Annotated in this window: 32 protein-coding genes and 1 pseudogene; 11 read left to right on the top strand and 22 right to left on the bottom strand. The window is 53.1% G+C overall.

What is annotated here, in order from left to right; all coding sequences use genetic code 11:
* Window positions 1-17: 17 nt before the first annotated feature.
* From ACQE3D_RS12425 to ACQE3D_RS12340, 18 genes are all read right to left on the bottom strand, one after another.
* Complete coding sequence (locus ACQE3D_RS12425; RefSeq protein WP_427500781.1) at window positions 18-419, bottom strand: Mor transcription activator family protein; 402 nt, start codon at window positions 417-419, stop codon at window positions 18-20.
* Window positions 412-879 (bottom strand): hypothetical protein, encoded by a 468-nt coding sequence (locus ACQE3D_RS12420; RefSeq protein WP_427500780.1) that lies wholly within the window; start codon window positions 877-879, stop codon window positions 412-414. The genes ACQE3D_RS12425 and ACQE3D_RS12420 overlap by 8 nt, the downstream gene beginning before the upstream one ends.
* Window positions 872-1,333 carry a hypothetical protein gene (locus ACQE3D_RS12415; RefSeq protein WP_427500779.1) on the bottom strand — a complete coding sequence of 154 codons (462 nt, stop codon included), beginning with the start codon at window positions 1,331-1,333 and terminating at the stop codon, window positions 872-874. Before ACQE3D_RS12415 ends, ACQE3D_RS12420 begins: the two co-directional genes overlap by 8 nt.
* A gap of 102 nt (window positions 1,334-1,435) precedes the next feature.
* Window positions 1,436-1,900 (bottom strand): gp16 family protein, encoded by a 465-nt coding sequence (locus ACQE3D_RS12410; RefSeq protein WP_427500778.1) that lies wholly within the window; start codon window positions 1,898-1,900, stop codon window positions 1,436-1,438.
* Entirely contained in the window at window positions 1,897-2,814 is a 918-nt protein-coding gene (rdgC, locus tag ACQE3D_RS12405) for a recombination-associated protein RdgC (RefSeq protein WP_427500777.1), read from the bottom strand. The genes ACQE3D_RS12410 and rdgC overlap by 4 nt, the downstream gene beginning before the upstream one ends.
* 9 nt (window positions 2,815-2,823) lie before the next feature.
* Complete coding sequence (locus ACQE3D_RS12400; protein ID WP_427500776.1) at window positions 2,824-2,985, bottom strand: hypothetical protein; 162 nt, start codon at window positions 2,983-2,985, stop codon at window positions 2,824-2,826.
* The gene (locus tag ACQE3D_RS12395; protein WP_427500775.1) at window positions 2,972-3,181 is read right to left on the bottom strand and encodes a hypothetical protein; all 210 of its coding nucleotides are present in this window, start codon (window positions 3,179-3,181) and stop codon (window positions 2,972-2,974) included. The genes ACQE3D_RS12400 and ACQE3D_RS12395 overlap by 14 nt, the downstream gene beginning before the upstream one ends.
* The gene (locus tag ACQE3D_RS12390) at window positions 3,178-3,702 is read right to left on the bottom strand and encodes a host-nuclease inhibitor Gam family protein (RefSeq protein ID WP_427500774.1); all 525 of its coding nucleotides are present in this window, start codon (window positions 3,700-3,702) and stop codon (window positions 3,178-3,180) included. The genes ACQE3D_RS12395 and ACQE3D_RS12390 overlap by 4 nt, the downstream gene beginning before the upstream one ends.
* Window positions 3,699-3,917 carry a hypothetical protein gene (locus ACQE3D_RS12385; protein ID WP_427500773.1) on the bottom strand — a complete coding sequence of 73 codons (219 nt, stop codon included), beginning with the start codon at window positions 3,915-3,917 and terminating at the stop codon, window positions 3,699-3,701. The genes ACQE3D_RS12390 and ACQE3D_RS12385 overlap by 4 nt, the downstream gene beginning before the upstream one ends.
* Window positions 3,898-4,158, bottom strand: a complete 261-nt coding sequence (locus ACQE3D_RS12380; RefSeq protein ID WP_427500772.1) for a hypothetical protein — start codon at window positions 4,156-4,158, stop codon at window positions 3,898-3,900. Before ACQE3D_RS12380 ends, ACQE3D_RS12385 begins: the two co-directional genes overlap by 20 nt.
* Before the next feature lie 2 nt (window positions 4,159-4,160).
* The gene (locus tag ACQE3D_RS12375; RefSeq protein ID WP_427500771.1) at window positions 4,161-4,469 is read right to left on the bottom strand and encodes a helix-turn-helix domain-containing protein; all 309 of its coding nucleotides are present in this window, start codon (window positions 4,467-4,469) and stop codon (window positions 4,161-4,163) included.
* The gene (locus tag ACQE3D_RS12370) at window positions 4,462-4,653 is read right to left on the bottom strand and encodes a hypothetical protein (RefSeq protein WP_427500770.1); all 192 of its coding nucleotides are present in this window, start codon (window positions 4,651-4,653) and stop codon (window positions 4,462-4,464) included. Before ACQE3D_RS12370 ends, ACQE3D_RS12375 begins: the two co-directional genes overlap by 8 nt.
* Window positions 4,646-5,227 (bottom strand): hypothetical protein, encoded by a 582-nt coding sequence (locus tag ACQE3D_RS12365; protein WP_427550920.1) that lies wholly within the window; start codon window positions 5,225-5,227, stop codon window positions 4,646-4,648. Before ACQE3D_RS12365 ends, ACQE3D_RS12370 begins: the two co-directional genes overlap by 8 nt.
* Window positions 5,217-5,498 (bottom strand): hypothetical protein, encoded by a 282-nt coding sequence (locus ACQE3D_RS12360; protein WP_427550919.1) that lies wholly within the window; start codon window positions 5,496-5,498, stop codon window positions 5,217-5,219. Before ACQE3D_RS12360 ends, ACQE3D_RS12365 begins: the two co-directional genes overlap by 11 nt.
* The gene (locus tag ACQE3D_RS12355; protein ID WP_427550918.1) at window positions 5,498-6,238 is read right to left on the bottom strand and encodes an AAA family ATPase; all 741 of its coding nucleotides are present in this window, start codon (window positions 6,236-6,238) and stop codon (window positions 5,498-5,500) included. Before ACQE3D_RS12355 ends, ACQE3D_RS12360 begins: the two co-directional genes overlap by 1 nt.
* Window positions 6,239-6,251: 13 nt before the next feature.
* Entirely contained in the window at window positions 6,252-8,624 is a 2,373-nt protein-coding gene (locus ACQE3D_RS12350; RefSeq protein ID WP_427550916.1) for a Mu transposase C-terminal domain-containing protein, read from the bottom strand.
* 85 nt (window positions 8,625-8,709) lie between these two features.
* Entirely contained in the window at window positions 8,710-8,982 is a 273-nt protein-coding gene (locus ACQE3D_RS12345) for a hypothetical protein (RefSeq protein ID WP_427550915.1), read from the bottom strand.
* Between the two features lie 154 nt (window positions 8,983-9,136).
* Window positions 9,137-9,493, bottom strand: coding sequence for a helix-turn-helix domain-containing protein (locus ACQE3D_RS12340; RefSeq protein ID WP_427500763.1), 357 nt, complete (start codon window positions 9,491-9,493; stop codon window positions 9,137-9,139).
* A 230-nt stretch (window positions 9,494-9,723) separates the two neighbouring features.
* Between ACQE3D_RS12340 and ACQE3D_RS12335 the strand changes: the two genes are divergently transcribed.
* From ACQE3D_RS12335 to ACQE3D_RS12285, 11 genes and pseudogenes are all read left to right on the top strand, one after another.
* On the top strand, window positions 9,724-10,626 hold the full coding sequence (locus ACQE3D_RS12335; protein ID WP_427500762.1) for an XRE family transcriptional regulator: 903 nt from the start codon (window positions 9,724-9,726) through the stop codon (window positions 10,624-10,626).
* Window positions 10,627-10,786: 160 nt separating this feature from the next.
* Window positions 10,787-10,996, top strand: a pseudogene (locus ACQE3D_RS12330) (hypothetical protein); the annotation flags it as partial.
* A gap of 477 nt (window positions 10,997-11,473) precedes the next feature.
* On the top strand, window positions 11,474-13,387 hold the full coding sequence (gene pgaB, locus ACQE3D_RS12325; protein ID WP_313730219.1) for a poly-beta-1,6-N-acetyl-D-glucosamine N-deacetylase PgaB: 1,914 nt from the start codon (window positions 11,474-11,476) through the stop codon (window positions 13,385-13,387).
* 18 nt (window positions 13,388-13,405) lie between these two features.
* Window positions 13,406-14,743 carry a poly-beta-1,6-N-acetyl-D-glucosamine synthase gene (gene pgaC / locus ACQE3D_RS12320; RefSeq protein ID WP_313730220.1) on the top strand — a complete coding sequence of 446 codons (1,338 nt, stop codon included), beginning with the start codon at window positions 13,406-13,408 and terminating at the stop codon, window positions 14,741-14,743.
* On the top strand, window positions 14,740-15,180 hold the full coding sequence (pgaD, locus tag ACQE3D_RS12315; RefSeq protein ID WP_313730221.1) for a poly-beta-1,6-N-acetyl-D-glucosamine biosynthesis protein PgaD: 441 nt from the start codon (window positions 14,740-14,742) through the stop codon (window positions 15,178-15,180). The genes pgaC and pgaD overlap by 4 nt, the downstream gene beginning before the upstream one ends.
* Window positions 15,181-15,263: 83 nt before the next feature.
* A complete protein-coding gene (locus ACQE3D_RS12310) occupies window positions 15,264-15,788 on the top strand; it encodes a glycine cleavage system protein R (RefSeq protein ID WP_071157051.1) in 525 nt (174 codons plus the stop codon).
* A 4-nt stretch (window positions 15,789-15,792) separates the two neighbouring features.
* The gene (locus ACQE3D_RS12305) at window positions 15,793-16,260 is read left to right on the top strand and encodes a peroxiredoxin (protein WP_313730222.1); all 468 of its coding nucleotides are present in this window, start codon (window positions 15,793-15,795) and stop codon (window positions 16,258-16,260) included.
* Window positions 16,261-16,547: 287 nt separating this feature from the next.
* Complete coding sequence (locus ACQE3D_RS12300; protein ID WP_064029716.1) at window positions 16,548-16,787, top strand: OadG family protein; 240 nt, start codon at window positions 16,548-16,550, stop codon at window positions 16,785-16,787.
* A gap of 55 nt (window positions 16,788-16,842) precedes the next feature.
* On the top strand, window positions 16,843-18,666 hold the full coding sequence (oadA, locus tag ACQE3D_RS12295) for a sodium-extruding oxaloacetate decarboxylase subunit alpha (protein ID WP_313730223.1): 1,824 nt from the start codon (window positions 16,843-16,845) through the stop codon (window positions 18,664-18,666).
* A gap of 38 nt (window positions 18,667-18,704) precedes the next feature.
* Entirely contained in the window at window positions 18,705-19,832 is a 1,128-nt protein-coding gene (locus ACQE3D_RS12290; protein ID WP_313730224.1) for a sodium ion-translocating decarboxylase subunit beta, read from the top strand.
* Between the two features lie 16 nt (window positions 19,833-19,848).
* The gene (locus ACQE3D_RS12285; protein WP_313730225.1) at window positions 19,849-21,090 is read left to right on the top strand and encodes a glycosyltransferase; all 1,242 of its coding nucleotides are present in this window, start codon (window positions 19,849-19,851) and stop codon (window positions 21,088-21,090) included.
* Here the strand turns inward: ACQE3D_RS12285 and ACQE3D_RS12280 are convergent.
* The 4 genes from ACQE3D_RS12280 to ACQE3D_RS12265 are packed head-to-tail and all read right to left on the bottom strand — an operon-like array spanning window position 21,087 to window position 25,795.
* Window positions 21,087-22,214 (bottom strand): FAD-dependent oxidoreductase, encoded by a 1,128-nt coding sequence (locus ACQE3D_RS12280; RefSeq protein ID WP_313730226.1) that lies wholly within the window; start codon window positions 22,212-22,214, stop codon window positions 21,087-21,089. The two genes, ACQE3D_RS12285 and ACQE3D_RS12280, sit on opposite strands and share 4 nt — an antisense overlap.
* The gene (locus ACQE3D_RS12275) at window positions 22,211-23,278 is read right to left on the bottom strand and encodes a glycosyltransferase (RefSeq protein ID WP_313730227.1); all 1,068 of its coding nucleotides are present in this window, start codon (window positions 23,276-23,278) and stop codon (window positions 22,211-22,213) included. The genes ACQE3D_RS12280 and ACQE3D_RS12275 overlap by 4 nt, the downstream gene beginning before the upstream one ends.
* Window positions 23,279-23,307: 29 nt before the next feature.
* Entirely contained in the window at window positions 23,308-24,567 is a 1,260-nt protein-coding gene (locus ACQE3D_RS12270; RefSeq protein ID WP_313730228.1) for a glycosyltransferase family 2 protein, read from the bottom strand.
* Window positions 24,554-25,795 (bottom strand): glycosyltransferase, encoded by a 1,242-nt coding sequence (locus ACQE3D_RS12265; protein ID WP_313730229.1) that lies wholly within the window; start codon window positions 25,793-25,795, stop codon window positions 24,554-24,556. Before ACQE3D_RS12265 ends, ACQE3D_RS12270 begins: the two co-directional genes overlap by 14 nt.

Genomic DNA, 25,795 nt, shown 5'->3' with positions numbered 1-25,795 from the left:
AGGTGTTAAAAAACCGGTTAAAAACCGAAAATATCCAAATTGTTAACAGGGGGTTGACGATCCAGCCGGGTGATCGTCTGGATTTGCCGGTAGGTCAATTTATACCTGCGGACCAGCTCGTCCATCTTGGCACCCTGGGCCGCGTCGTGGCGGATGGCGATATCGCGCACGGCGCGCTTGGCGGCGTCGGCTTTCGCAATGAACAGCAGCTCGCCGGCAAAGGCTTGAATTAATTTGGCGGCTATGTGCGCGCCCAGCACCTGCGGCAATTCGCCGGACGCATCCAGTTTGGCCGGCACCGCGACCCGGCAGCCGGCGTAATGCTCCCAGACCGCCCACATCACGTCCCAGCCGCAATACTCGGCAATCCGCCGCAGGCTTTCCGGCAAATATTGTATGGGCAATTCGGCGTCAGTCATGGCGGTAGGCCTTCTCTTGGTACGCTTCGATTTCGGCAATTTGCTTTAGCAACTCCGTCGCAAGCTCCGGAGCGGCAAACTCCAGTTTCCGTACTAGCGCCGCGCGCTCTTCGGCCAGTTGCTGTACCACACTCAGCGCGACGAGATTGCGTTTGGCTTTGTCTTCCGGGTACTCGTTCGGCAAAGCGGGTTGCGGGTATTCGCGCGCCGGCAGCAAGGCCCGCAGCTCGGCCGGCGCCGGCCAACGCTTGGCCTGGCTGGCCAGCGCGGTAAACGCGATCCGCAAGCGCGGCCGGTCCAGGCCTTCATCCCAGGTAATCGGCCAGGCGCGCATGACGTGAAACCACACGCCGGCGGTGTGAGCCACCGTCTCGGCCGACGGCCCGCCGTCCAGATGCAGCACCACTAGGCCGCTCAGCCCCTTCGCGACGGCTTGCCGTAGCCAATCCAGATCAGCCATCGCCAAACTCCTTGAGTGACTGCAAGGCTTGGGCGGTCTTGCTGGCTGGCTTGCCCCCGGCCCGTTGGTCGCTAACCGATCCGGCCACCTGGATCCCTCTCCCCTCGGGAGAGGGTTGGGGTGAGGGCGAATCTTCCAGCACGCGCTTCAAGTAGTTGTGATTGGTCAGCGGCTTGCCGCCCTTGGCCTGGATTTGCTCGACCGTTTGCCGCATGGCCGGCGCCAAGCGAAGCACATCCGCCAGCGCCAAGGCGTCCTTGGCCAGCTTCAGCGCCCGATCGTTCGCCAGATCGCGGGATACCGACCGGAACAAGCCCAGATAACCGACCAACGCGAAGCCGGTTTCTCCGTCCAGCTTGGCCAGGATACCCAACAGCTCGCGGCCGGCTTCGTCTTGGACTATCGCATCCAGCGAGATGCGGGCGTGGCAGATGGGGCATCTATTGAGCTGCACGAATGATCTCCTCAATTACCCAAACAAACGTCACACCGGATGCAAACTCCCAACCTTTGATGTCATGTATCACCCAGAAAACGAAAATCGACGCCGCTAACATCATCCGTCGGCCCTCCCGTGCCGCCGCGCGTCCTTGGTCAGCGCAGTGATGATGCCGCTCAGCTGCTCATGTCCGCAAAACTCCAGCGCATCCTTTTTGTACATCCGCTTCGCCAGCGCGGCGGCGTATTCCCACGGATAGCCGGCCTCGGCCAACAGCGCTTCGATCTTCCTCAGCTTGGGCTCGCGATCCGATCCGCTCGGCAAGTTATGCGGCTTGCGGCCATGTTTTTTACTGGTGAATTTCGCGCCGGCTTGTTCCAGATGCCGGATCACGCGATTCAGCCCTTCGGACGACAACTCGTTCGCCGATTTCACGTTGCCGTGCGTCAGCAGCATGGCGCGATAAGTTTCGTCGTCCATCGCTAACTGCTTCTTGCCGATGTGGATTTTGGCGATCGCCGCGCGCCGCCGGGATTCGGATTTGGCGCGGTTGTGGTCGGGGGTATGGTTGCGGATGCTCATGGCGCACCGCCATCGCCCGCCAATTCGGGCGATTTGTATTCAAACAAGGTCAGCAGATCGCGAAAGGCGTGGGTCAGCCACAGCATTTGGCACGACGCCTCGTGTTGAAATGCTTCGATATCATCGGCCGCTTCAAAGCCGTCCTCGCCCGGGTCATGCTTAAAGAAAATACCTTTGCTGACAAAGCGTTTATCTAGCCGAAATGACACATCGTCGTTATGCAGCTCCAACTCAACCACTTGCTGGCCGCCTCGGATACGTTCGACAATGCCTTCTTTAGCCTCTTTCACTGAATCGAGTTTGACGCTGGCGGAAGTGCCGTTTTCTCCAGCGAGTTTACAGACGCCGCCCACGTCAAATCCTGCAAACCCATTACCGCTTTCCAATTCTCTATGCAACTTTTCGGTCAAGCTTTGCGTGATGCCGTCAATGTAAATTGTGGAGGCCTTGATGCTGCCAACCGCTTTGACCAGCCGGTTGGTCAAGGCATCCGCGAAGCGCTTACCGGTAGTAGCGACGATTAACATTTGCTCTTCGATTTGATAGTACGCGGTGATCCGCGCCGACTTCAACAGCGCCGTTTTGACAAATTCGCTATAGACCTCTTCAACAAATTTGTTTCGCAGCTGTTTCGTGGGATTGCCGCCGGTTTCCGCTAACAACACCTCCAAACGTTTGCGCGCTTCTTCGTTAACAATCGACCACGGCAGAATTTTCTCGTCGAACCGCAGTTTGAACGCGTAACCGCCCGGGTAAGGCAATACGTAGCGATCGTCCATGACTGGAATAAACCCCAACGCGCGTATTTCGTCGGGCCGGACTTCGGAAAAGGCATGTTCCGCAAGATGTTGCTCCAGCGCGGCGGCCGGCGGCAACTGGCATTTATAGGTGGTAGCGTGTTTAATCAGTTTCATGGCATATCCTCAATCAATCGCCCATTCCGACCGCACTCTCACGCGCAGCCGGTTGGCGGGTTTATGGCATTGCCGGGCCACCAGCTTTTTGAAAGCGCTGGCCTGACGTTGAGTGGAGCCGGCGAATTCGCCGCGTAGAAAGCGACCGGCTAGGTCGTTATTCAGCGCCATCGCGACCCCGCTCGGCATGCGCCAGATGCTGTGCCAGTTGATCGGCCTCGCGGTCCAGGCGTTGCGCGGCTTGCCGATCGGAAAAACCATCGGCGTAGCGTTCGGCATGGGCCGCGCATTGGCGTAAATAGGCGGCTTGCTGGCGTAAGTCGGCAATGCGTTGCCGGGTGGCGTCGTCTGTCAGTGCCGCGCTCATGACAATTCCTGCTCGAATGGCGTAATCGTGCAATCCTCCACGCCGGTTTTGATGGTGATGCCCGGCACGCCGGCCACGACAGCGGTCTCATTGAGAATTGCGTCTTTGTTAACCTCCTCTTTCACGCGCACGAAGCGAATCAAGCCGCGCGCTTTCAGCGCGTCGATGACCGCCTCGGCGCCGCGGATCGACACCGACGGCGGCCGCAAGCGGAATTGCACGGTGCCGGTGACAAAGCCGATGGTTTTGGTTTTTCCGCCATCGGTCAGTTCTTCTCGGTTGGCCTCGCAGTACAGCTGCACCCCGTCTTGCAGGCGTTTGAGCGAATCGTTGATCGCGGTAATCTTGCCGGTATAGTCGTCGGTAATCGCCGCGATCTCATCGTTCATCGCCGCTTGCAACACGGTAATTTGCCGAGTCAGCCGGCCGATCTCGTTGATCGATTCAGCACAGGCATCGCGGTCGCGCGGCACATCGGCGGTGGGATTGGCCACGGCCTTGAGTTTGGTGGGTTTCTTCATAATTTGACTCCGATCATTAATAAGAACAGCACGATCGCCAGCAACACGCCGGCCACGGCCCAGCCGCAATGCAGATCGTCTTTCAGGGTTTCGATTTGGCGCTTTTGCGCCGCCAGCTCTTGTTGCAAGGCGTTGACGCGGCGGTTGACGTGGTCGATATAGTCCGCGCTGCCCATGCGCCGATTCACTTGCATATCATGGATATTGGCTGCCATTGCCGCCTCCTAATTGATCGTTGGGGGTGTGGGTGGCGGCTTGCACCACGGCGATGGCTTCTTCCAGAGTCTTGTCTTGCACCTCTTGCCAAATCGCTACGGCTTGCAACAAGAACGCCATCAAATCGGTGGCCGGCGTCTTGGGCATTTGCCCTGCGGGCGCCACGATGACCGGATGGGTAAGGGTTTTAACCGACGGCACGCCGCCGGGTTGATCGTCAATGGAAATCAGTACGTGCATGGTTAGCTCCTATGGGGGCATTGTTGACAGGCTCTCCAGTGAGCCAGCCCAAGCTGATTGCTGGGGCGGGCCTTGCTGGCGAACTCGCGGCATTGCTGCCGGCTCAGCTCGGTCTGCAAATGAGGACAGTCGATCTGTCCGTACGCCTGTTCGAACGCCTGCAAAACCTTGTCGATTTTTGCGGGATATTTGTCGGCGACGATCAGCGATATCGCGGTGCGCGATACGCCAATCCGCTTGGCGACGTAGTTGATGCTGGATTCGGCGACAGCTTGCTTGAGTTGCGCTAATCGTTGGCTGGCGTCAGTCATGGCAATTTCTCCGGCTCAATTCTTCGACTTTAAAGTTGATCGCCTCGGATAGCGCCAGCGCGACATCCAGCGTCAACGCCAAGCGCAGATCGCCGTCTTGCTTGGTCACCACCAAATCCAAGCCACCGTCACCGCTGGCCAGCACCTTCAGGCTGGCGTTCTGACCGACGAAATACTTATTCATCGTCGCCGTCCTTCGCATCGGTCCAGACCACCGCGCCCAGGTTGGGGTCGTACACCTGCTTGATGCGCTGCACCATCGGCGGGCGCGGCCCGGTGTTATGCTCGGGCAGTAGCCGATACTTGCCGGCGTGGCAGGCTAAATATCCGGCCTTTTCCAGATTCGCCAGGTAATCGCGCGCGGCCGCCGGTGCCACCACGGTCTGTTCCGTGCTGGCCAAATAGGCCAGATCGACATAACCCAGCGGGTTGGGCGCGGACCGCAGCGTCCGCCACATGTTTTCCTGGCCGCTGCCGGCATTCACCATCGTGCCGTCCTTGCGCACTTTCGGCGCCTCAACGCCGTTGTCGCGGGTCAGCGTATACAGCTTGGTTTCGGCATCGAGCGTGATAAACCCGGCTTTCGCCAGCGATGTGACGTAGGTCCGAGTCGTGTCTTTGTGGATGGTGCCGGGCAAGGCGCGTACCAGGCGCGGCAACCCGAATTCCTTCAGTTCGCGGATTTTTTCCCAGATGCGCTGGCGCGGGCTTTTGCCGCCAACGTATTCGAGATGGGCGGGTTGGCGGTTAGTGGACATTGGCGCTCCCCGGCGCGGCCGCCGCGCGCTCGATTTCTTCCACCGCTCTCGCTAATCCGGCTGACACGATTTTCAACGTCGCCAGATTCATGCCGAGGTCAACAGCCTCGACGCCGCAGTCGCAGCTCAGTTTGAGAAACGTGACATGGCATTTCAGGTTAGTTGCGAAACTAACAGAGCCGTATAAATGATTCCATTCGCCCTTTCTGACCCACACCCCTTCCGGCGCGTCATCGGTGGTCGCGTTAACATCGATTTGTTGTTTTTTCATCACGCCACCCTCCGTTTCGGCGCTTCGCCGGTATAAAACGCCACGCCGTGCCCTTGGCACCATCCCAAATCGACCTGCCGGACGCCTTGTTCAGCCGCCGCTTCTCGCACTTGGTCCAGGTTCACGCACACCCGCCGCACTGAGCCGTGGCTGTCCGCCACCAGCTTGCGCAACAGATCGTCGGCACACTCGATGCCTTGGGCGTACACGCTGGCTAAGCGCTTGGCGTCTTCCAAGTCCACCGGCAACGCGGGTACGAAGGCCAGGATGCGGCCGTGGAAGCGCTCCCACTTTTTCAGTTTTTGCGGCAGGTTTTCTTCGCCGATAATCAAAATCGGCGCTTGGCTGCCCTCGTAAATGTCGCGCACCAGCTCGACCGCCTTTTTGTCGACGATATGATCCATCTCGTCGATGATCAGCGGCCGGCCGCTGGCGGCCAGTTGGTCGCAGACTTGGTCCAGCATTTCGCCGCAGGTTGGCGCCGGTTTAATGCCCATTTCACCCAGGATTTTTTGCAAGATCACCTTCTTGCTCCACAAGCTCTTGATCTGCACGTAATAGCCGCGCACGCTGTTGCATAAGTAATTGCTGCTCAACGATTTTCCCCAGCCTGAGGGGCCGTAAAAACACACCAGACCGGGGAGGCCGGCGTGGCGCTCAATGGCCCGTTCCAGGGCTACCTGGCATTGCCGCATATTGCCGATGTGGGCAATACCGGGCGTTTGGATTTCTGCTATCATCTTGACCTCGTGTTTAACCGGCGCCACCGCTCGCACTGTGCGGAGTCGTGTTGCCGGCGTTGAAAAAGGCTTCCCAAGACCGAAATTTCGCGGTATTCGGGTAGCTGCTCATAAACGGCCGCAAGCTGTCCGGGATGGCCGTCCCGGTTGCGGCCTTGCTTTGCCACTCCCGCCAAAACAAATGGCGAGAGCGGTCGTCTTCCGGAATGGTGGCCGCCATTCCGGGAGATATTTCGTTCCGGATTTCAATCTTCTTGGCGATGATCTCCATGCCGGGTAATTCGTTGGCCGGGATGGCTTCCAACGTCAAAACCTCACCCGGAATCCGATCGATAACGGTGTCGCGCTTGTTATCCAGCCTTTTCAAGGCCGATTTTGCCCGTTTCTCTTCCTCCGCCATTTGCGCACTCATGGCGTGATAGCGGGTCGCCTCGACGAAATCGGCGGTACAGATCGGCGTGCCATCTAGGTCCTTAACCCATACATGGTGATAGTCGGCTAGGTCATACGCGACGATGACCGGCTTATCATTCATCGTTGCCAATACTGGGTGGTAATAGCGCATGCCACCCCAAGGCGTTACCGTGTCGCGGCGAATCGTCACGGTGACATGCGGCCGGAATTCTGCAATCAACTCATGCTCCGCAAGCGCTACCGGCTCCCAGCCGTGCGCAATATGCTCTTGCAAAGCTTCGCGTGGCGTTTGATGCCGACGCTTGCCGGTTACGGCGTCGACAACGCGCGGCAACGCGGCATGGGGGCGGTCGTTGTAGTCGTTGAATATCCGCTCGATCCACGCCACTGCCTGCTCGTAACTCTCGAATACCAAGCCCTTACCGATTTTTTCGATTTGCTTTTTCAGCTTGTCCCGCTCCAGCAGATTGCCGGCGCCCGCCGCCTTCACCATGTCATGGGTCAGCTTGCGAATACGCTTAAAACTCAGCTCATCCATGCTGTTTTTGTTCTGATAGGTCGCCAACTCCCGCGCCCGCTTATCCAGATAACTGGTATTAAAGTTCTCGGCGATGCCGTTGGCCTGCGAGTTACCGACTGTAACCGGATGCGTCCAGGTCATGCCTAGCCGCTCTTCCAGCGAGTGCACGGCTTTGGTGAATCGGTCGGAACCCTTTACCACTTTGGTGCTGTCGGTTTGCACCCGCGCTGGAATCCCCAGTTCGCGGACAAAGTTTTCAACGCACTTCAAAATCACTTGCCAGTTCTCGGTCAAGCCGATGCCGGGTTTGGTCACAAAGCGCGTGGCCACATCACGTGCATGCCAAATTTCATAAGTCACAAATTCGCGGGTCACGGGGTGCGGCGCGGTAAAGTGGCTGTTCCAGCCGTCGGCATGCATCAACGACGCTGGAGCCAAACCTTCGGCGGTGCGGTGTTGGTAAAACCGCCGCGCCCGCAGTTGTGACCCGCTATAGCGGCCTTTATCCTGATCGGACTGACTGGCTTTATCGGTCAGCCAGCGGCAAACATTGGTGTAATCCGGCAAGCTATCCGCACCCAACTGCTCGACCAGTTGGTTATAAACCCATTGCTTGCTGCTACCCTGTGGCCGTTGGCGTAACGCCAGTGCCACCGGGTGCCAAGGCTTAATGGAAAAATCCTTTTGCCGTTTCAGCGGCGCATAATGCCCACGCGCGGCAAAATCCTTGCACCAGTTTTCATAGGTTTTAGCGGTTAGCTGGGTATTGGCGCGGCGCTTTTCCCAGGCATGTTCAAAGGACCACGTTAAAGTCGTGCTTAAAATGCCATCTTGATAACCAGTGTTTAACGCGGCAATTCGCCTTGCCATCGCACCTTTTCCACCACGCAAATAGTCGATCAGATTTTGCCGGGCGCGGTGGACATCCAATTGCTTTTGGTTGCCAAAAACACCGGGGACAATTTCAATTAACCGCCCGTTGCCTTCCACAAGGCTTTTTGAATGCTCACATGCAACCGATTCATTAGATAATTGGTTGCTATCGCCCCTTTGGCAGTCAACAGAAATTGATCCATCCATTCGTCCGGCTGAATCAATCCCAGCAGCATCAGCTGTTGCCGTTCTTCCATCTGTTTTTGGGTTGGTAGCGGCATGTTGAAGCGTTCCGTTACTGCCAAGTCGAGCAGATACTCCACCTGAAACAGGCTGAGAATTCGCAATAGATCGTCCATTTCGCTCCATTGTTGGGCTGTCATGTCGGGTGGCGACGGCACTAGTCTGACTAACGTTGCGGTTCTGTTCATGTTGCAACCTCAAATCCATGCGCCGACCGACGACGGCGGCATATATGTTGTCCGGGGCGATGGGCAGCTTGGCGATTTCAAACCATTTTTTTGGGTGCCGACTGCGGGTTTTCTGGTCGACAGACGCCCAATTTTCCTTTTCCGCCAAGGTCAGAATCCAGCGCGGCTTTTTGCCAATCGCCGCCGCGATTTCCTCAGCGTCGGCATACAGGGTTTTGTCGATGGCGCTCATATCAATCGCCTAACAAGCGTTTCAAGGCGACCTCTTGTCGCCGTAATTGATCCTTGGCCGCTTCCAGCTTTCCCAGTTGCGCCATCAGCGCCTCTTTGCCGATGTACAGCTTTGCCCCGCGCAAACTGGCGATAAACGCAGTCAGTTCGTGGCTCTCAATCGCAGCCTCGAACGCCGGCAAATACACCACCGGAAACCGCCAACCATCGCGACTTTCCGCAGTCCAGCTATCCAGTTGATGCTTAGTAATTTCATGTCCAACCAGCTCGCTCATGCGCGCCGCGATTTGGTGCCTCGATAGGGCCGAAGCCTTTATTAAGTCGCTCAACAAATTCCGAAATTCGCTATCTATATCTAACGAACCAGGTTTGTTGCCGCGTTCTACGGGCACCGGGAAATAACCGTCGAACAGATCGACAGTCAACGCATCACGCGCCCTCATGTTCACGCACCCGCTTATCTTTTACATTGACGCCGGGGGCGAAACGCTTAAACTTGATGCCGCGAAATCCGCGAGGTTTCACGTCGCCATTTTCCAGATAGCGACTAGGCCAGATATCCTTGGGGTGCAACCCAAGGGCATCGGCAATGCGTTTTTCGGACAAAGGAGCGCTACCGGTCAGGGCTTTTGATAGCCCGGTGCCGGTGGAAAGGCCGTGTTCGGCGGCCAGCGCTTTCATCGTCCATCCGGCTTTATGCAGGGCGGCGATGACATCGGGTGGGAGCCAGTCTTGCGTGGGTGCGTCCGCGTCAAGACTGGCCTTTTTTAGGTTCCGTGTACTCATACCATTTCTCTCGTGGTTGCTGGTTAAGGTGTGCACAGGATAGGTTCAAATTTAGAACATGTCAACAGTACAAACAGATTATTTTTAGAACAATTTTCTACTGCGCAACCGATCAAATATAAGCACTTTATGAAATACGATATTTACTTTATAAATCAAATGGTTCCGGTTGCGCATTACTGCGCAACCCAAATCATCAAATATGCGCAACCGGGCGCTTGGGTTGCGCAGTGAAAATTAGCGACCGGCTAACGCTGATTAGAGACAAATTAAAGCTAACCCAAGGCGCAGCGGCGTCCAAATTTGGAATACCTTTCGGCACCTGGAAGCAATACGAGAGAGGCCCAAGTGAGCCCGGCGCCGGCGCGTTACGTAACCTGGCCGATGGCGGCGTCAACATCCACTGGCTGCTGACGGGTGAAGGGGAAATGTTGCTGGAGGATGCGCGACAATTGCCTGCTGGGTTACAGGCTCGTATTGACCGCACCCTGGCTGAACATGGGGATAGTGCTGCTCAGGCTATTACTGAGGATCGCGGGCGCAATCTCTCGGCAGAAATCAAACAAGCCCAAGCATTGGTGCAGTTGTTTTCGGCGGAAGCTAACGTATCATTGCCAAAGCATACGTTTGAAGCCCTAAAAACCTTGCTATGGCTGGCCCACGAGGATTATTTAAAGTTGGTGAAGGATGCCGTGGATGAGTTGTCGGCCTACGTCGACCAACTTGAGCTGATACCGTTTTATGACGTGCAAGCCTCGGCAGGCCACGGTTTCCTTGTCGATCAAGAACTACAAACCGGCCAGATGGCCTTTAGAAAGGATTGGCTGAAGTTAAAAGGCCTGCAAGCTAGCAAATGTGCACTAATCAAGGCTAAAGGCGACAGTATGGAGCCGACCATCTACGATGGCGACCTGTTATTGGTCGATACCAGCATCGACCATATCAAGGACGACTCTATATATATAGTGCAATTCGACAGCCATCTCATCGTTAAGCGGATTCAACAGGACTGGGATGGCTCGCTGATCGTCATCAGCGACAACCCAAGATACGAAAAACGCATTATCGGTCCCGAACAAGCCAAAGAAGTGAAAATTGCCGGCCGCGTTAGATGGTACGGTCACGAAATTTAGCCGCCAAATAAAACGCAAAACTGGCAAAGGATGGCGGAAAACACGTCAAAAAACGCGCAACCCTCAAACGCTTTTAAACCTTCACAAACCCAGCAATCCCGCCACTTCCCGACAAATCCCTCAACTTCCCTTAGTGCGCCAAATAAAATGCTTCTTCACACAAGCTTTGGGCTATGCCGAAATCCTGCAAGTGCCTAGCGCCTTTAGCTCCAACGGCGATGCGTTTGCCGCACACAACAAAGTCCCAGCTCCTAACGAAGACATCGAAACCGAATTCACCCTGGATGCCTTTTTGCCCCCAGACCAACTCTGGCAACGCTACAAGCAATTTCGCGGAATCACCGACCAAAACGAAAAACTGGTCATTCAGTCCCGAGGCTTCCGGTTTCTGGAGTGGGGCGAAGTCTCAGCAGCGCCGCCATTTATCGGCCACGAGGTGCCAATTGCTAAACTGACAAGCATCGCCGGCTAATTGTTTACAGCTTGAACATTGCACTAAGCCGGTTGTGACCTCGTATTCTATGTTCAAAACATGTTCCGCACGGCTTAGCGCCGCTGCCATGGTTGTCGCATCCTGACTGCACTACCCGAGGAGTTCATTGATGATGCTGGGATCGTTTTCGCCAATGACTGCCAAGTAATCTAGTAGCTTCTGACGATCACTGGCTGATAGCTCTACTTTCAGCTTGATGCTCTTTTTGTCTGACGGAACCTGCGGAACCTCTGTTATTAAATTAAAACAGGCTAAAAATTGCGTTTCAGGTAAAATCCGCAGTCCAAATCCGGCGCGATCCCGCCGCCGGCAATCTCTGCTATTCTGACATTTCCCTCTTGTTATCAAATGGATATGAGTTTTTTTGCTCGCGTGATTTTTTTAGCGCTTTGCCTGTATTCCGTGGTCGGCCGAGCTGCCGATGTCGGCAATGCCGGCTTTCTGATTTTGAATTACCACGACATTCTGGAAGAGGAAGAGCGAGTGCCGCCGTTCGACAGGATCGCGGTCAACAAAACCCATCTGGAAGACCACTTCGCCTGGCTGAAAAAGAACAACTACCATGTCATCAGCATTCAGGATTTAGTGGATGCCCAGCACGGTGAGAAGGCGCTGCCCAGCAAGGCGGTGATTCTGACCTTCGACGACGGCTATTTGAGTTTTTATACCCGAGCCTTGCCCTTGTTGAAAAAGTACAAGTATCCGGCGACGTTGGCGGTGGTCGGTTCGTGGTTGGATCAAAAAGCCTCGCACAACAATATTCCGCTGATGAGCGCGGCCCAGGTTCGCGAAGTGATGGCCAGCGGTTTGGTCGAGATCGCTTCGCATAGCTACGACCTGCATCATGGCGTGGTCGCCAATCCGCAAGGTAGTGAAGAAAGCGCCGTCACGTCCAGACTTTACAGTAGCGAATACGAAGAGTACGAAAAAGACGAGGATTATCGAAAACGCCTGTTTCAGGAGCTTAATAAGAGTTCGGAGCGACTGTTGCAGGTATTGGGTCAGCGGCCCCGTGTGATGGTATGGCCCTACGGCGAATACAACACTATCGCGCTGGAAGCCGCCAAAATGGCCGGCATGTCATTGACGATGGGTTTGGACGACGGGGTGAACACGCTGGCCAACGTTCGCGCGATGAAACGGATGATGTTGGCTGACGATCCCAATGTTCAACAATTCGCGGAAATCGTCACCAAAAAACGCGTGGGGAGAGAGTTGCGGGTCGCGCATGTAGACATGGACTATATCTACGACGACGACGAGGAGCAGACCGCCAAAAACTTGAGCGCGTTGGTCGAACGGATCGCGCAGAGCGGCGCCAATACTGTTTATCTACAAGCCTATTCCGATCCCGATGGCGACGGCAACGCCGATAAATTGTATTTCCCGAATCGGCACCTGCCGGTACGCCGGGATATGTTTAATTACGTGGCGTTTCAATTGCGTAAGCGTGCCGGCGTCAAGGTCTACGCCTGGATGCCGATCATGGCCTACAAGGCCGACGTGCCGTTGAAGTGGTATGTTAAGGAGTGGCGGGACGGCGAGCCGCAGTTATCTCGGCACGTCTACACCCGCTTGTCGCCGTTCAACCCGGAAGCTCGCCAATTCGTCGGCGAAATTTACGAGGACTTGGCCAAGCATTGCGATTTCAACGGTATTTTGTTTCATGACGACGGCATTCTGTCCGATTTCGAGGATGCGTCGCCCCAGGCATTGGAGTTTGCCCGCGACGTTTGGGGATTGCCGGCCGAATTCGACAAACTCCACGCTTCCAGCGAACTGCGTCTCCGCTGGGCGCAACACAAGACCGAGTTGATCGGCCAGTTCACCGACTATTTGACCGATCGAGTGCGCTTTTACCGCCCCTATATTTCGACCGCGCGCAATTTTTATTCGCTGCCTTTGTTGAAGCCGTATAGCGAGGAGTGGTATGCCCAATCGTTTCCGGCCTTTATGAAGCATTACGACTATGTGGCGATCGAGGCGATGCCGTTCATGGAAGATGCCGAGAATCCCAAGCAATGGTTGACGGAATTGGTGCAGAAAACCGCGCAAGTGCCTGGCGGCTTAGACAAAATGGTGTTCGAACTGCAAACGGTGAATTGGAAAAAACAGCAGGACATCCCGATGGCGGTATTCGGCGAACAATTTCAGATTCTGAAAAAAAACGGCGCCAAGCACATCGGCTATTACCCGGATAACCTGTATCACGACCAGCCCAAGTTGGAAGAATTGAAGAAGTATTTTCCGGTCGCCAGGAAGGAATAAGCCCTTATGGATGACATCATGTCTCAACCGTGGTTCGAACAGCTGATTGACTGGAAACTGCTGTTGCAGGAACGTTTGCAAGACTTACCTTGGGAGCACATCGACGAATGGTTGTCGCGCTTCGTATTTTACTATCCGTTGCTGATGGCCTACGTCTGGATGCTGGGCGGCATCCTGTATTACTGGCGTTGGGAACGCAAGCGCGGTAGCGTTTGGTCGGACGTTCCGGATTTGGCCGAATACCCGCCGGTGTCGATTCTGATCCCTTGTTACAACGAGGGCGAGAACGTCCGCGAGACCATCGAATATGTGCTGCACCAGAAGTACCCGAACTTCGAAATCATCGCGATTAACGACGGCAGCAAGGACAATACCTTGGAAATTCTGCACGAGTTGGCCGACCAACATCCTAAGCTGCGGGTCGTGAATCTGGCCAGCAACCAAGGCAAGGCCGTGGGTTTGCGCACCGCGGCCTTGTTGGCCAACAGCGAAATCCTGATCGGCATCGACGGCGACGCGCTATTGGCGCCTAACGCCACCGCCTGGATCGTCAGGCATTTTTTGGAAGATCCGAACGTCGGCGCGGTGACCGGCAATCCCCGCATCCGTAATCGCTCGACACTGCTGGGCAAGATTCAGGTCGGCGAATTTTCGGCGATCGTCGGCATGATCAAGCGCGCGCAGCGCTCTTACGGACATATCTTTACGATTTCCGGCGTGATAGCGGGCTTTCGCAAGTCCGCGTTGCACGATGTCGGCTATTGGAGTCCGGACATGGTGACCGAGGACATCGACATCAGTTGGAAGTTGCAACTGGCCGGCTGGATGATACGCTTCGAGCCGAATGCCTTATGCTGGGTGCTGATGCCGGAGACCTTGAAGGGCTTGTGGAAACAGCGTAGCCGCTGGGCGCAAGGCGGCGTCGAGGTGATGCTGCGCTATTTTCGCTCGCTGTTTAACTGGCGCAGCCGCGGTATGTGGCCTTTATACCTGGAATGCTGCATTAGTCTGAGCTGGGCGTTTTTGGTCGTGGGCATGTTGGCTTGGGTGCCCTGGCAATGGATTTCCGCCCAGCAGCCGGCCGAGGCTCTGGAGGACCTGTCGCCGCATTGGACCAGCATGCTGTTGTGCGTGACCTGCCTGATCCAATTTGGGGTGAGTCTGGCGATCGATGCGCGCTATGAGCGCCAGAACGGCCAGTCCGCGCAGCATTACTACTGGATGATTTGGTATCCGATCGTGTATTGGTTGATCAATGTCGGCACGACCATCAACGGCTGCATCAGCGCATTGCGTAAGAAGCGCGGCCAACGAGCGGTCTGGGTCACCTTGGACAGAGGTTTGCGGCGCAAATGAAGGATATCATCATCAATCAGCCGCACCTGCAAAGCGTGCGGCAGAAGTTTGGTTCGGCGCTGCTGGCGCTCGCGAGTTGGCTGTTGTGGCTATATTTCTTGACACCCTTATTCACGCTTGGGGCCTGGCTGATGGGTTTGAAGAGTCTGTCCGACGAAATCCGCTGGTTCGGCGGCTACAAAACCCTGTTGGAGCTGATGCAGCTCTATGCCGAAATTATATTGGTCATAGCGCTGCTTTGGTTGGTGTGGACGGTCTATCTGGCTTGGCTACGTGCGCATCGTCCGCCGCATCGGCCGCCGCCGGTGACTGACTCGCAGTTGGCCACCGCCTTCAAAGTCGACGTCGAGCTGTTGAGCAAAGCGCGTACGGGTAATAAGTTGACCGTGCATTTCGACGACCACGCCGTCATTACCCGGATCAACAACGGTCCTTGAATCGACCAGCCGGCGCGGGTGGCTTTTGTCCGGACAGGGCTTGATGCTACACTGTAAAGACCCGTTTTTAAGGATCAATGACCATGCAGCTTGCAATCTCGGCGCTAGGCAACAAGGCTAGCGGCTTCATCGTGGAAATTTTATCGGCATTGAGTGCCTGTCAGTGCACGGTGATCGAGTTGCGTACCGCTAATCTGACCCAACTGAGTTCCGCCTATTTATTGATATCCGGCAACTGGAATCATATCGCCAAATTGGAAGGCATGCTGGATGCCGTCAAGCTGCGTTTCAACCTGCAAATCAGTTATCTGAGGCCCGAGGACGGCAAATTGGATATTGAGGGCGTGCCTTATACGCTGGAAACCATTTCAGTGGATAAGGACGATGTGTTGTTCGCGGTCAGTGCGTTTTTGATGGAGCGGGGCATCACGATCGAGGAAGTGAGTGCCAGCCGCCATCAAGCGCCGTTCTTCAACAATCCGGTTCTATCCAGCCGTTTCGTGCTGCTGGTTCCGCCGGACGTGCGGATTCTGTCGTTGCGGGAAGAGTTTTTGGATTTCTGCGACACCTTGAATATCGATGCGATTTTGGAACCTATCAAAAGGTAACGTGATGACTCTTTCTATTGGCGCCCCTGTTCCTGATTTTGAAATTGCCGCCACCGGCGATAAAACCATTCGTCTCGGCGACTACCGGGGTAGGAAACTGGTTTTGTATTTCTATCCCAAAGACAATACGCCGGGCTGCACTCAGGAAGGTATTGCGTTTCGCGATAATATAGACCGCTTCTCTCAATTGAATGCGGTGATCTTCGGGATTTCCCGCGACAGCGTTAAAGTACACGAAGGCTTTAAAGCCAAGCAACAATTTCCGTTCGATCTGCTGGCCGACCAGGACGAGGTGCTTTGTCGTTTGTTCGATGTGATCAAGACCAAGAATATGTACGGCAAACAAGTATTAGGCATCGAACGCAGCACCTTCGTCATCGACGAAAACGGGGTATTGCTGAAGGAATGGCGTAAGGTGCAGGTCAAAACGCATATCCCGGCAGTCTTGGCCTATTTGGAAAGTCTGGCCTGATTCCCCGGTCGAGCTGGCCCTCCCTAGGTGTTTAAGGAATCGCTAGGGAAGTCCCCGTTGGGTTAATTCGCGCGATTGCCGCCCAAAAAGCGATCTGCCGCCGCTTAGTTGGAACGCCCGATACCCGATAGGTTTTCCGGCCTGATTTCAACTTCTTACGAGCGCTAGGCCGCGCCCGCTCTAGCGTTCGTTCCATTGCCCGTCCTAGCTCGCGGCCCGCTTAAGATTGTTTAATCGGGTGGTTTTGGCGATAATGCCGTGACATATTAATCATTTGGACACCAAACATGAACGAAATGCTGACCTCCGGAATTGAAGTCATGTTGATTGGCATGGGCATGGTTTACGCATTTTTGGCCATGCTGATCGTCGCGATCAGCTTAATGTCGGCGTTTATCCAACGCTATTTTCCGGAACTGCCGGCTCAGTATCCGGATGCTCCGGTCGCTCAAAGCGGTGACAAAGCCGTGGTTGCCGCCATTGCGGCGGCGGTACATCAATACCGCAAGAAACATCGAAAAGCATAAGCCTTGCCCAAAAGGCATCGATATACGACCCAAAAAAGTCATTAGGAGATAGAGAGTGGAAAAGGTTATCAAGCCCCTGGGAATCACCGAGGTGGTGTTGCGAGACGCCCATCAGTCGATTCTGGCAACCCGGTTGCGTATCGAGGATATGCTGCCGATCTGCGAGCAGTTGGATCAAATCGGCTACTGGTCGCTCGAGTCTTGGGGTGGCGCCACTTTCGACGCTTGCGTGCGCTATTTGGGCGAAGATCCTTGGGAGCGTTTGCGCTTGCTCAAAAAAGCCATGCCGAACACGCCGCAACAGATGTTGTTTCGCGGCCAGAATATTCTAGGCTATCGGCACTATGCCGACGATGTAGTCGATAAATTTGTCGAGCGTTGCGTCGTAAACGGTATCGATGTGTTCCGGATATTCGACGCGATGAACGACATGCGTAATATCGAACGCGCCGTCAAAGCCGTTCTAAATACCGATGCTCACGCCCAGGGCACGATTTCGTATACCACCAGTCCGGTGCATACCATTAAAAAGTGGGTCGAACTGGGCAAACAGATCGAGGACATGGGTGCCCATTCGATCTGCATCAAGGACATGGCGGGTTTACTAACACCTTACGACGCCTACGAATTGGTCAGCAAATTGAAACGGGCCGTGGCCATTCCTATTCATATGCAATGCCACGCCACCACCGGCCTGAGTGTCGGGACCTATATCAAGGCCATCGAGGCCGGCGTCGATAACGTCGATACCGCGATCTCGTCGCTGAGCATGACTTACGGTCACAGCCCCACCGAAACGGTCGTGGCGATGATGGCTGGTCAAAAGCGCGATACCGGCCTGGATTTGGTCAAGCTGGAACGTATCGCCGATTATTTCAGGGAAGTCCGTAAAAAATACGCGCAATTCGAAGGTAGTTTGAAAGGCGTGGACGGCCGCATCCTGATTTCGCAGGTACCCGGCGGCATGCTGACCAATATGGAAAGTCAATTGAAGGAGCAGGGTGCTTCCGATCGTTTCGACGAGGTACTGCTCGAGATTCCCAAGGTTCGCAAGGATCTCGGTTACATCCCCTTGGTAACGCCAACCTCGCAAATTGTCGGTACTCAGGCCGTGTTGAACGTGCTGTCCGGCGAACGTTACAAAACCATCAGCAAGGAAACCGCCGGGGTATTGAAAGGCGAGTACGGCGCGACGCCGGCGCCTGTCGATAAGGCATTACAGGCCAGAGTGTTGAATGGCGGTGAGCCGATCACGTGCCGGCCCGCCGATTTGCTGGAGTCGGAAATGGACAAACTGATCGCCGAAGTTAAAGCCAAGGCAGCAGCCGAAAATGTCAAATTGGCCGAGAATGTCGAGGAAGATGCGTTGATCGACGGTTTGTTCGCCCAAGTGGGCTGGAAGTTCATTCAAAACCGAGGTAACCCTGCCGCGTTCGAACCTGCTCCCGGCGCCGAGCCCGCGGCCGTCGTTGCCGCGCCGACGCCGGCGCAGATTAGCTCGGAAGCTCCGGCTGAAAGCTATACCGTCAACGTTGATGGCAAGAATTTCCACGTGGTGGTCGCTCCGGGCGGCGGCGCGGCCGAGATCGTTGTACAGCCGATTGCCAGCAAATTGGTCATCGACGAAAGCGGACCCATGTTGGCGGCTACCGCGCCCATCGTCAGCGGCAAGGGCGTGGTCGAGTCGCCGCTGGCCGGCGTCGTATTGCGAGTTAATGTCAACGTCGGTTCGCATTTGTCGGAAGGCGATGTGGTGTTGATCATGGAAGCCATGAAAATGGAAACCGAGATCCGCGCCAAGGTGGCCGGCATCGTTAGCGCCGTCAACGTTAGGCAGGGCGACTCGGTGGCGGTCGGAGACATCCTGGTCACCTTGTAAATATTCGTCAGGCCTTTATCGAACCAATCAAGAGCTCCATGGAAAATATCAGACTATTGTGGGAAAACACCGGCATCTATAACGCGACCGGATCGCAGGTCGCTATGATGGCGGTCGGATTTCTATTGCTGTATTTGGCCATCAAAAAAGGTTTCGAACCCCTGCTGTTGCTGCCAATCGGCTTCGGTGCTGTACTGAGTAATATTCCGGCCGCCGGCATGATAGACGAGGGCGGCATCTTGTACTACATGTATTACGGCATCAAAGCCGGCGTGTTTCCGCTGTTGATCTTTATGGGCGTTGGTGCGATGACCGACTTCGGTCCCATGCTGGCCAATCCCAAAACCTTGTTTCTAGGGGCCGCCGCCCAATTCGGCATTTTCGCCACTTTGTTCGGCGCGTTGGCGCTGAATGCGGTGCCGGGCATGGAATTCAGTCTCCGCGAGGCGGCGGCGATCGCAATTATTGGCGGCGCCGACGGTCCAACCGCGATTTATGTGGCCTCCAAATTGGCGCCGGAATTACTCGGCGCTATCGCGGTGGCCGCCTATTCCTACATGGCGCTGGTGCCGTTGATTCAACCGCCGATCATGCGTGCGCTGACCAGTGAAGCCGAACGCCGGATCGAAATGCAGCAATTGCGTAACGTCGGCAAGACCGAAAAAATTGTGTTCCCTTTGATGCTACTGGTGTTAACTGCCTTCCTGCTGCCGTCGGCCGCGCCGCTGGTCGGAATGTTTTGTCTCGGTAACCTGATGAATGCCTCGGGTGTCGTCGATCGCTTGAGCAAGACCGCCCAGAATGAATTGATTAATATCGTCACGATCTTTTTAGGCTTGTCGGTCGGATCCAAACTCAGCGCCGAAGCCTTTTTGAAAGTCCAGACCTTGGGCATCCTGGGTTTGGGGGCGATCGCGTTCGCGATCGGTACCGCCAGCGGCGTCATCATGGCCAAGATCATGAACCGCTTCAGCAGCACGCCGATCAATCCGCTGATCGGTGCCGCCGGCGTCTCGGCGGTGCCGATGGCGGCCAGGGTCGCCAACAAAATCGGTTTGGAAAGCAACCCGCACAATTTCCTGCTAATGCATGCGATGGGGCCGAACGTGGCTGGCGTGATTGGTTCTGCGGTTGCTGCCGGGGTATTGTTAAGTTTGGTGCGTTGATAGTCCGGCGAATGCCATGACCGCCAAAGTAGAGACTCGAAAGCCGAGTGTCCTTTGGCTGACCTCAAGTTATCCGCGTTTTCAAAACGATAGCGCATCGGTTTTTCTACGTTACTTGGCCGAAGCGCTTGCCAAACAAAATTTCGATATTCGGGTGTTAGCACCCGATCATCCGGATCAATGTTCATACGACTCCGCCGTTTCCCTCCAGCATTTTCGTTACAGTTTCAATCGACGTAAACAGGCGCTTGCGTACGGTTCTGGCATATTGCCAAATCTGCGAGTTAGACCGACGCTGATTTTTCAGGTGCCTGGGTTCGTCGCGGCGATGTTTTTCCGCGCCGCCAGAGAAATCGTCCGTGATAAACCCACGTTGCTTCATGCCCACTGGATTTTTCCGCAAGGCACACTGGCTGTGGTGTTAGGCAAACTGTTTAAGATCCCGGTGTTAGTCACCGCGCATGGCGCGGATGCGTTCGGATTAACTGGGCCTGGGCTGGCGGCGATAAAGCGCTGGACCGTCCAGCAGGCATCGGCTTGGACTAGCAATACCCAGGCGACGGCCGGAGCAGTGGCTTGCAAGCATTGCGGTGCGGTTATTTTACCGATGGGCATACCCTTCGACTGCTTCGCGGCGGTTTCTAAACCGATAGTGACCGATAAAAGTCATCCCGAAAAATACGTGGTGTTGTTCATCGGTCGCTTAGTCGAAAAGAAGGGCGTGACCGATTTAATCATGGCGTGCGCCCGGCTGCCAAATGAGTTACACGAGCGAGTCGAGCTAAGGATTATTGGTGATGGCGAGGAACGGCAAGCGCTCGAAATGCAAGCCCTACGCTTGGGTATCTCGCACCATGTGACATTTCTCGGACGAATCGCGAACCACGAGTTACCGGACCACTACGCAAATGCCGATATATTTGTTGCCCCGTCGATAGTCGATTCGAGCGGCGATACCGAAGGGCAGGGCGTTATATTGCTGGAAGCCATGGCGGCTGGGGTACCTGTGGTCAGCACCAGAACCGGCGGTATCGGAGAAGTGATCGAACACGCCGTGAACGGTATTTTGGTTGAGCCTAATTGTCCGGAACAATTGGCCGAAGCCCTGACGACCTTGATTCAAGATCGGCAATATCGTCAACGATTGAGTGACGCGGGGAAAATCACCGCGAGTAAATACGATTGGAAAGCGGTTTCCGAGACGTTTGCGACCGTTTACCAGAAACTCATTCCCGATTGTAAGTATGGATGCGGTTAGCTAGCTCTCTCCAAGAAAACTTGAGCGATTTTCAAACTATTAGCGACCACTTGATGCATATCGTAATAAATATATTGGCCGCAACGGCCGATAAAGGTCATATGCTTCAGTTGTTCCGCTTTAGCTTTATAGCGCTTATATAACTGTTGCGGCTCGCCGGATACCGTCTTAACCGGATAATAGCGCTCGAAACGATTGTTCTCGTCGCGGCACGGCATTTCCTTAGTCAGCAATGCCCGCTCGGCGCCTAAATTACAACCAGGATATAAACGCCAGTCGGTTTGCCGGGTATAACACCCGTCATCAGTAAAATTGATAGTGGGTGTCGGTTGATGATGTTCCGCTACCAATTGATGCTCAAACTTGATGGACCGATAAGGCAAGCGCCCGAAACATTCATCGAAATAAACATCGATCGGCATCGAATTGAATACGTGGAAATACTCGTGTTCCATGGCTTTATCGAATTCGCAATTTAAAACAATGGAAATCGCCGGGTGGTCCAATAGCTTTTTGAACAGGCCGATATAACCATCCGCCGGCATAGCCTGAATACTATCGTTAAAGTAATCTGCGTTGTCGTCATAGCGTATCGGCAAACGTTTCAAAACTTCGGCCGGTAATTCCGTTAAATCCAAATCCCACATCTTACGTGTGTAACGGCCGAAAAATAACTCGGTTAAATCCGGGCCGAACACGTTTTCCGCTACTTGTCGCGCGTTACTTGGGTTTTCATAGGGAATCCGCAACGAGTTTAAAAACGCTCTGACCGCGCCTTCATTCGCGAAATTTTGCGAATAAACACGGTTAATGGTGGTTCGATTAATCGGCAAAGGCACATAACCTACGTCATCGACCCAGGCTTGAACCTGATGTCGATAAGGTAGCCACTCGGTAAATCGCGACAGATAATCGAAAATCCGCTGGTCGTTGGTATGAAAAATATGCGGACCATATTGGTGAACGCGTAAATTCAAATCCGGATTAATCGGGTCATGCGCATTGCCGGCAATATGGTCGCGTCGGTCGATCACTTTCACGTTAAACCGCCCGCTATCGGCCAACTGCCGTGCAATCACAGCGCCGGCAAACCCGGCGCCAACGATGAGAATATCCGCTATCATGAGTTAATCCATTCGATAAGGCGACGAGCTTGGTCTGCCCAACTCGGAATCGGCAGGCGAACTGTATAGCCGGAGTTCAATAAATAACTAGCCTTGTTGCAGAAGTCGGCCAGATCATCCTGTGTATATAAACATTCCGGGTGATCGCGAAAAACTTGTCCCACCGCGCCGACATTCGTGGCTAAAACCGGCGTTTCGGTGGCGAGAATTTCGTAGGTTTTCTGCGGAAAGGCGTATCGGCCGAACTCGCTATCGCGCAGACAAATCATTGCCAAGTCAAGCGCGCTATAAAAGCCGTTAATTTGACGATGCGGCAATAGACCCAAATAGTGAACTCGCGGATGATTGGGGATAGGGCAGCTAGGGTCAGTTGGTCCGGCCAACACTAAATGAACCGAACTGTCGTTATCGGCTAATTGCAAAAAGCCGGCGTAGAGCAAATCGACACCGCGATTTCTGTCCAGCGAACCGGCCAAGCCAATTAGTTTTGCATGAGTAGGCAAATGAAGTTGTTGCCTGCATAAAGCTTTATCCTGTGGAAAAAAATCATTGCCAGCGATCGTGCTTTCCAACGTGATGACGTTGCGATGCTGGTAACGTTGCCGAATATAATCGGCAAGCGGTTCGCTGACACAACTAATGCCTTCGGCGTTTCTTATCGCCAGACGATATAAAGGCAAAAGTCCCGGTAATTTTGCCAGCCCGAAACTCTCATAATTATCGTAAAGATCGAGATAATAGGGTATCTTAAAAAGTTGGGCGAATAGAGCGGTTATAACGGCATGAAGACAGTCAGAGCTACCCAATAAAATATCCGGTTTAAATTGCTTAATAAGCAAAAATGTGTTGGCAAAGTATCTCGGCAAACCGGGGGCTATTAACCTGCCGGCATCGAAGCTATGCCACTCTAAAGAACTCGAATTATTTTTTATATGTATAAAATGACCGGAAGTACAACGATGGTAGCCAAGACAAATTCCCCGGATATCGTGCCCGCTTAATGCTAATGCTTTTGGCAGTTCATAAAGCCTAGCATAACGGTCGTCAATGACGTCGTTTTGCATATAGTGGCGCTTACATAAGAAAACAATTCTCATTTAAATTGAGAAATATATTTTCCAGCAAAAAAAATACAGCGATAAATAATAAATGCTGTGTTTTTAATTTTGCTGTTTTTAATGACGCGTGATCCGTTTTCTGTTAAGAGAATAGCAAAGCTAGAAAATAGCATAAATATATTTAACTGATTGCCAACTGCGATAGAAGGCCTAATAATCGATTTTAATAACGCTAACGAAAACTTAGTGGCGGACAAATTGGTGTCTATGACATAATGTATTGTGTTATCGCCAAATGCTGAATAGCTTAGTTGACCATAATTATGATCATAAATTACCAAATAATTGTTATCGGGAATAATATCTGGTTTAAAGTGTGTGGCCGTGGTTGGGATGTAAGCCTGGGAAGGCCATTTTCCTCGAATATCATTTTTAAAATCAGTAATGGCTGATTCAACAGAATAAGAATAATCGACAATCCCCATGTAGTGGTAAAATTCCTGCAGTTCTTCGTAAATTGCTAAAAGCTTGGCTAGGGCAGTTTTAGATTTTGAGTATTTGTTGAAAAAATATAGCTTGTTCCTGACTCTGTAGTAAACACGCCATACATTGGATGGCTTGTAACCATTGAAATGATGCCAAACAACAGAATTTGTGTTGCAGAGTATCATTTTGCCGAAGGACTTTATTCGTGTTGACCATTCTATGTCATCCCAGAAGATAAACATCTCCGGATCGATTTTTCCATAAAGTTTGACATCGGTCATCCTGGCGAGCATGGAGCAAGCAGCGCAGTAATCAACCTCGATAGCGCCGGATGTCGATTTATCTAAATGCCTGGGTTTGCCATGATTGTTTAATGTAATGTTGGCCTTTTTCCAGTTAATATTGCCACCGCATTCTTGTACAATGTCGCTGCCGACTATTAATATTTGTGAACCGCAGATGCTGGCATCTGGAGTGCTTTCCAAAGTATTGACCAAATACAATAATGCATCTTTATCGACGATTACATCGTTATCCAGTAGCCAGCAATAGGTATACTCGTTATCTTGTGCGTATTGCAAGCCTATATTAAAGCCGCCGGCTCCTCCGGTGTTTTCTGGGTTGCTTATGACAATGGTGTCTGGAAAATATTCCGCGATAGCGTCGCTTGTTTGGTCGGTAGAGCAGTTATCGACCACGACCACGTCGTAATTTGGATAACTAAGAAGTTGTAATGACTTTAACAGCTCTAAAACGAATGTTTTTTTATTCCATGTTACTATGACAATTGCAACTTTAGAGGTCTGCATAAGTGTTATTTAAAACTCGCTGATAGATTTTTAAATGTGCCGCCAAGAATAGCTCTTTGGTGTAGCGTGCTTTTACTTTTTGCAGGCCGGCAGTACGCCATGCCTCTAATAGTTTAGGATTATTAACGGCATAATGTAAGCCATCGACTAAGCCTTGTACATCACCGGTTTTCACTAACCAGCCAGTTTTGTTGTGTTCAATAACTTCTGGGACGCCACCTGTTGCAAAAGCAATGGCTGGTGTTCCGCAAGCCATGGTTTCAATGGCCACACAACCGAAAGAATCGGCAAGTGTTGGATATAAAAATATATTAGCAGCTGCGTAATATTGCGCTAATAATTGATCGTTATAAATATATCCGGTAACTTTTACGTCAAGGTCTTGAAAAAAGTGTTTTTGATGTCGCTCCAGCTTCCCTACGGCGATGATAAACGGATGGATGCCGCTCTGCTTTAGTGCTGTAATAGCTAAATGATTACCTTTATGGTGGTCGGATAAGCTAGTTGCTGATAGCAATACAATAAATCTATCGAGCGGTAAGCCTAAAATTCTTCTAACAGAGTTTTTATCTAATGGTTTATAAATATCTAAGTCAACGTAATTAGGAATAATGATAGGATCGACTTTAAATTTCACTACTCGTTTGGCTTGCTCCGCTAACCAACGGGAAGGCATTATAGGTATAACAGGTAGTTGGTTTAATAAGTTTAGCTTATAGCGTTGCATATAGCCGGTTAAGTCAATGGATGTTCCCAACGGCAATTTATCAAGTTGTGGGCAATGTTTGCATCCTGAATATAAAGCATTGCAATCCATGGGGGCGATACAACCGCCAGTAAACGGAGAGCAATCGTGGAACGTCCAAATAACCGGCTTACGTTTAGCCAGCCACTTTAAGGAAATGGGCGAAAAGGTGAAGGAGATATCGTGAAAGTGATATAGCAAGTAACTAGTGCGTTTTCTCAGTAAATGGATCAATAACTCGGGAGTAAGAAAATCTGGTAAGCCAATTACTCTGGAAAATATGGCGAATGTGCCTTGAAGTAAGGATAGCCATTGACCGCCGTGTAATTTGAAGGTATACCAATCGGCATTTACGCCGGGACGTCCAACCCAGTGATGAGCTTCGTCGTCCTGAGAATTATTTAGCAATTGCGTTAAGCCTGCGGCGATTCGGCTGGCCCCTCCGCCTGTAGCGTCGGATTTGCTAATGACAGCAATATACAT

The organism is Methylomonas sp. MS20 (genome assembly GCF_050275925.1).
GTDB lineage: Bacteria > Pseudomonadota > Gammaproteobacteria > Methylococcales > Methylomonadaceae > Methylomonas > Methylomonas koyamae_A.
This window is presented reverse-complemented; position numbering and strand designations above follow the sequence as displayed.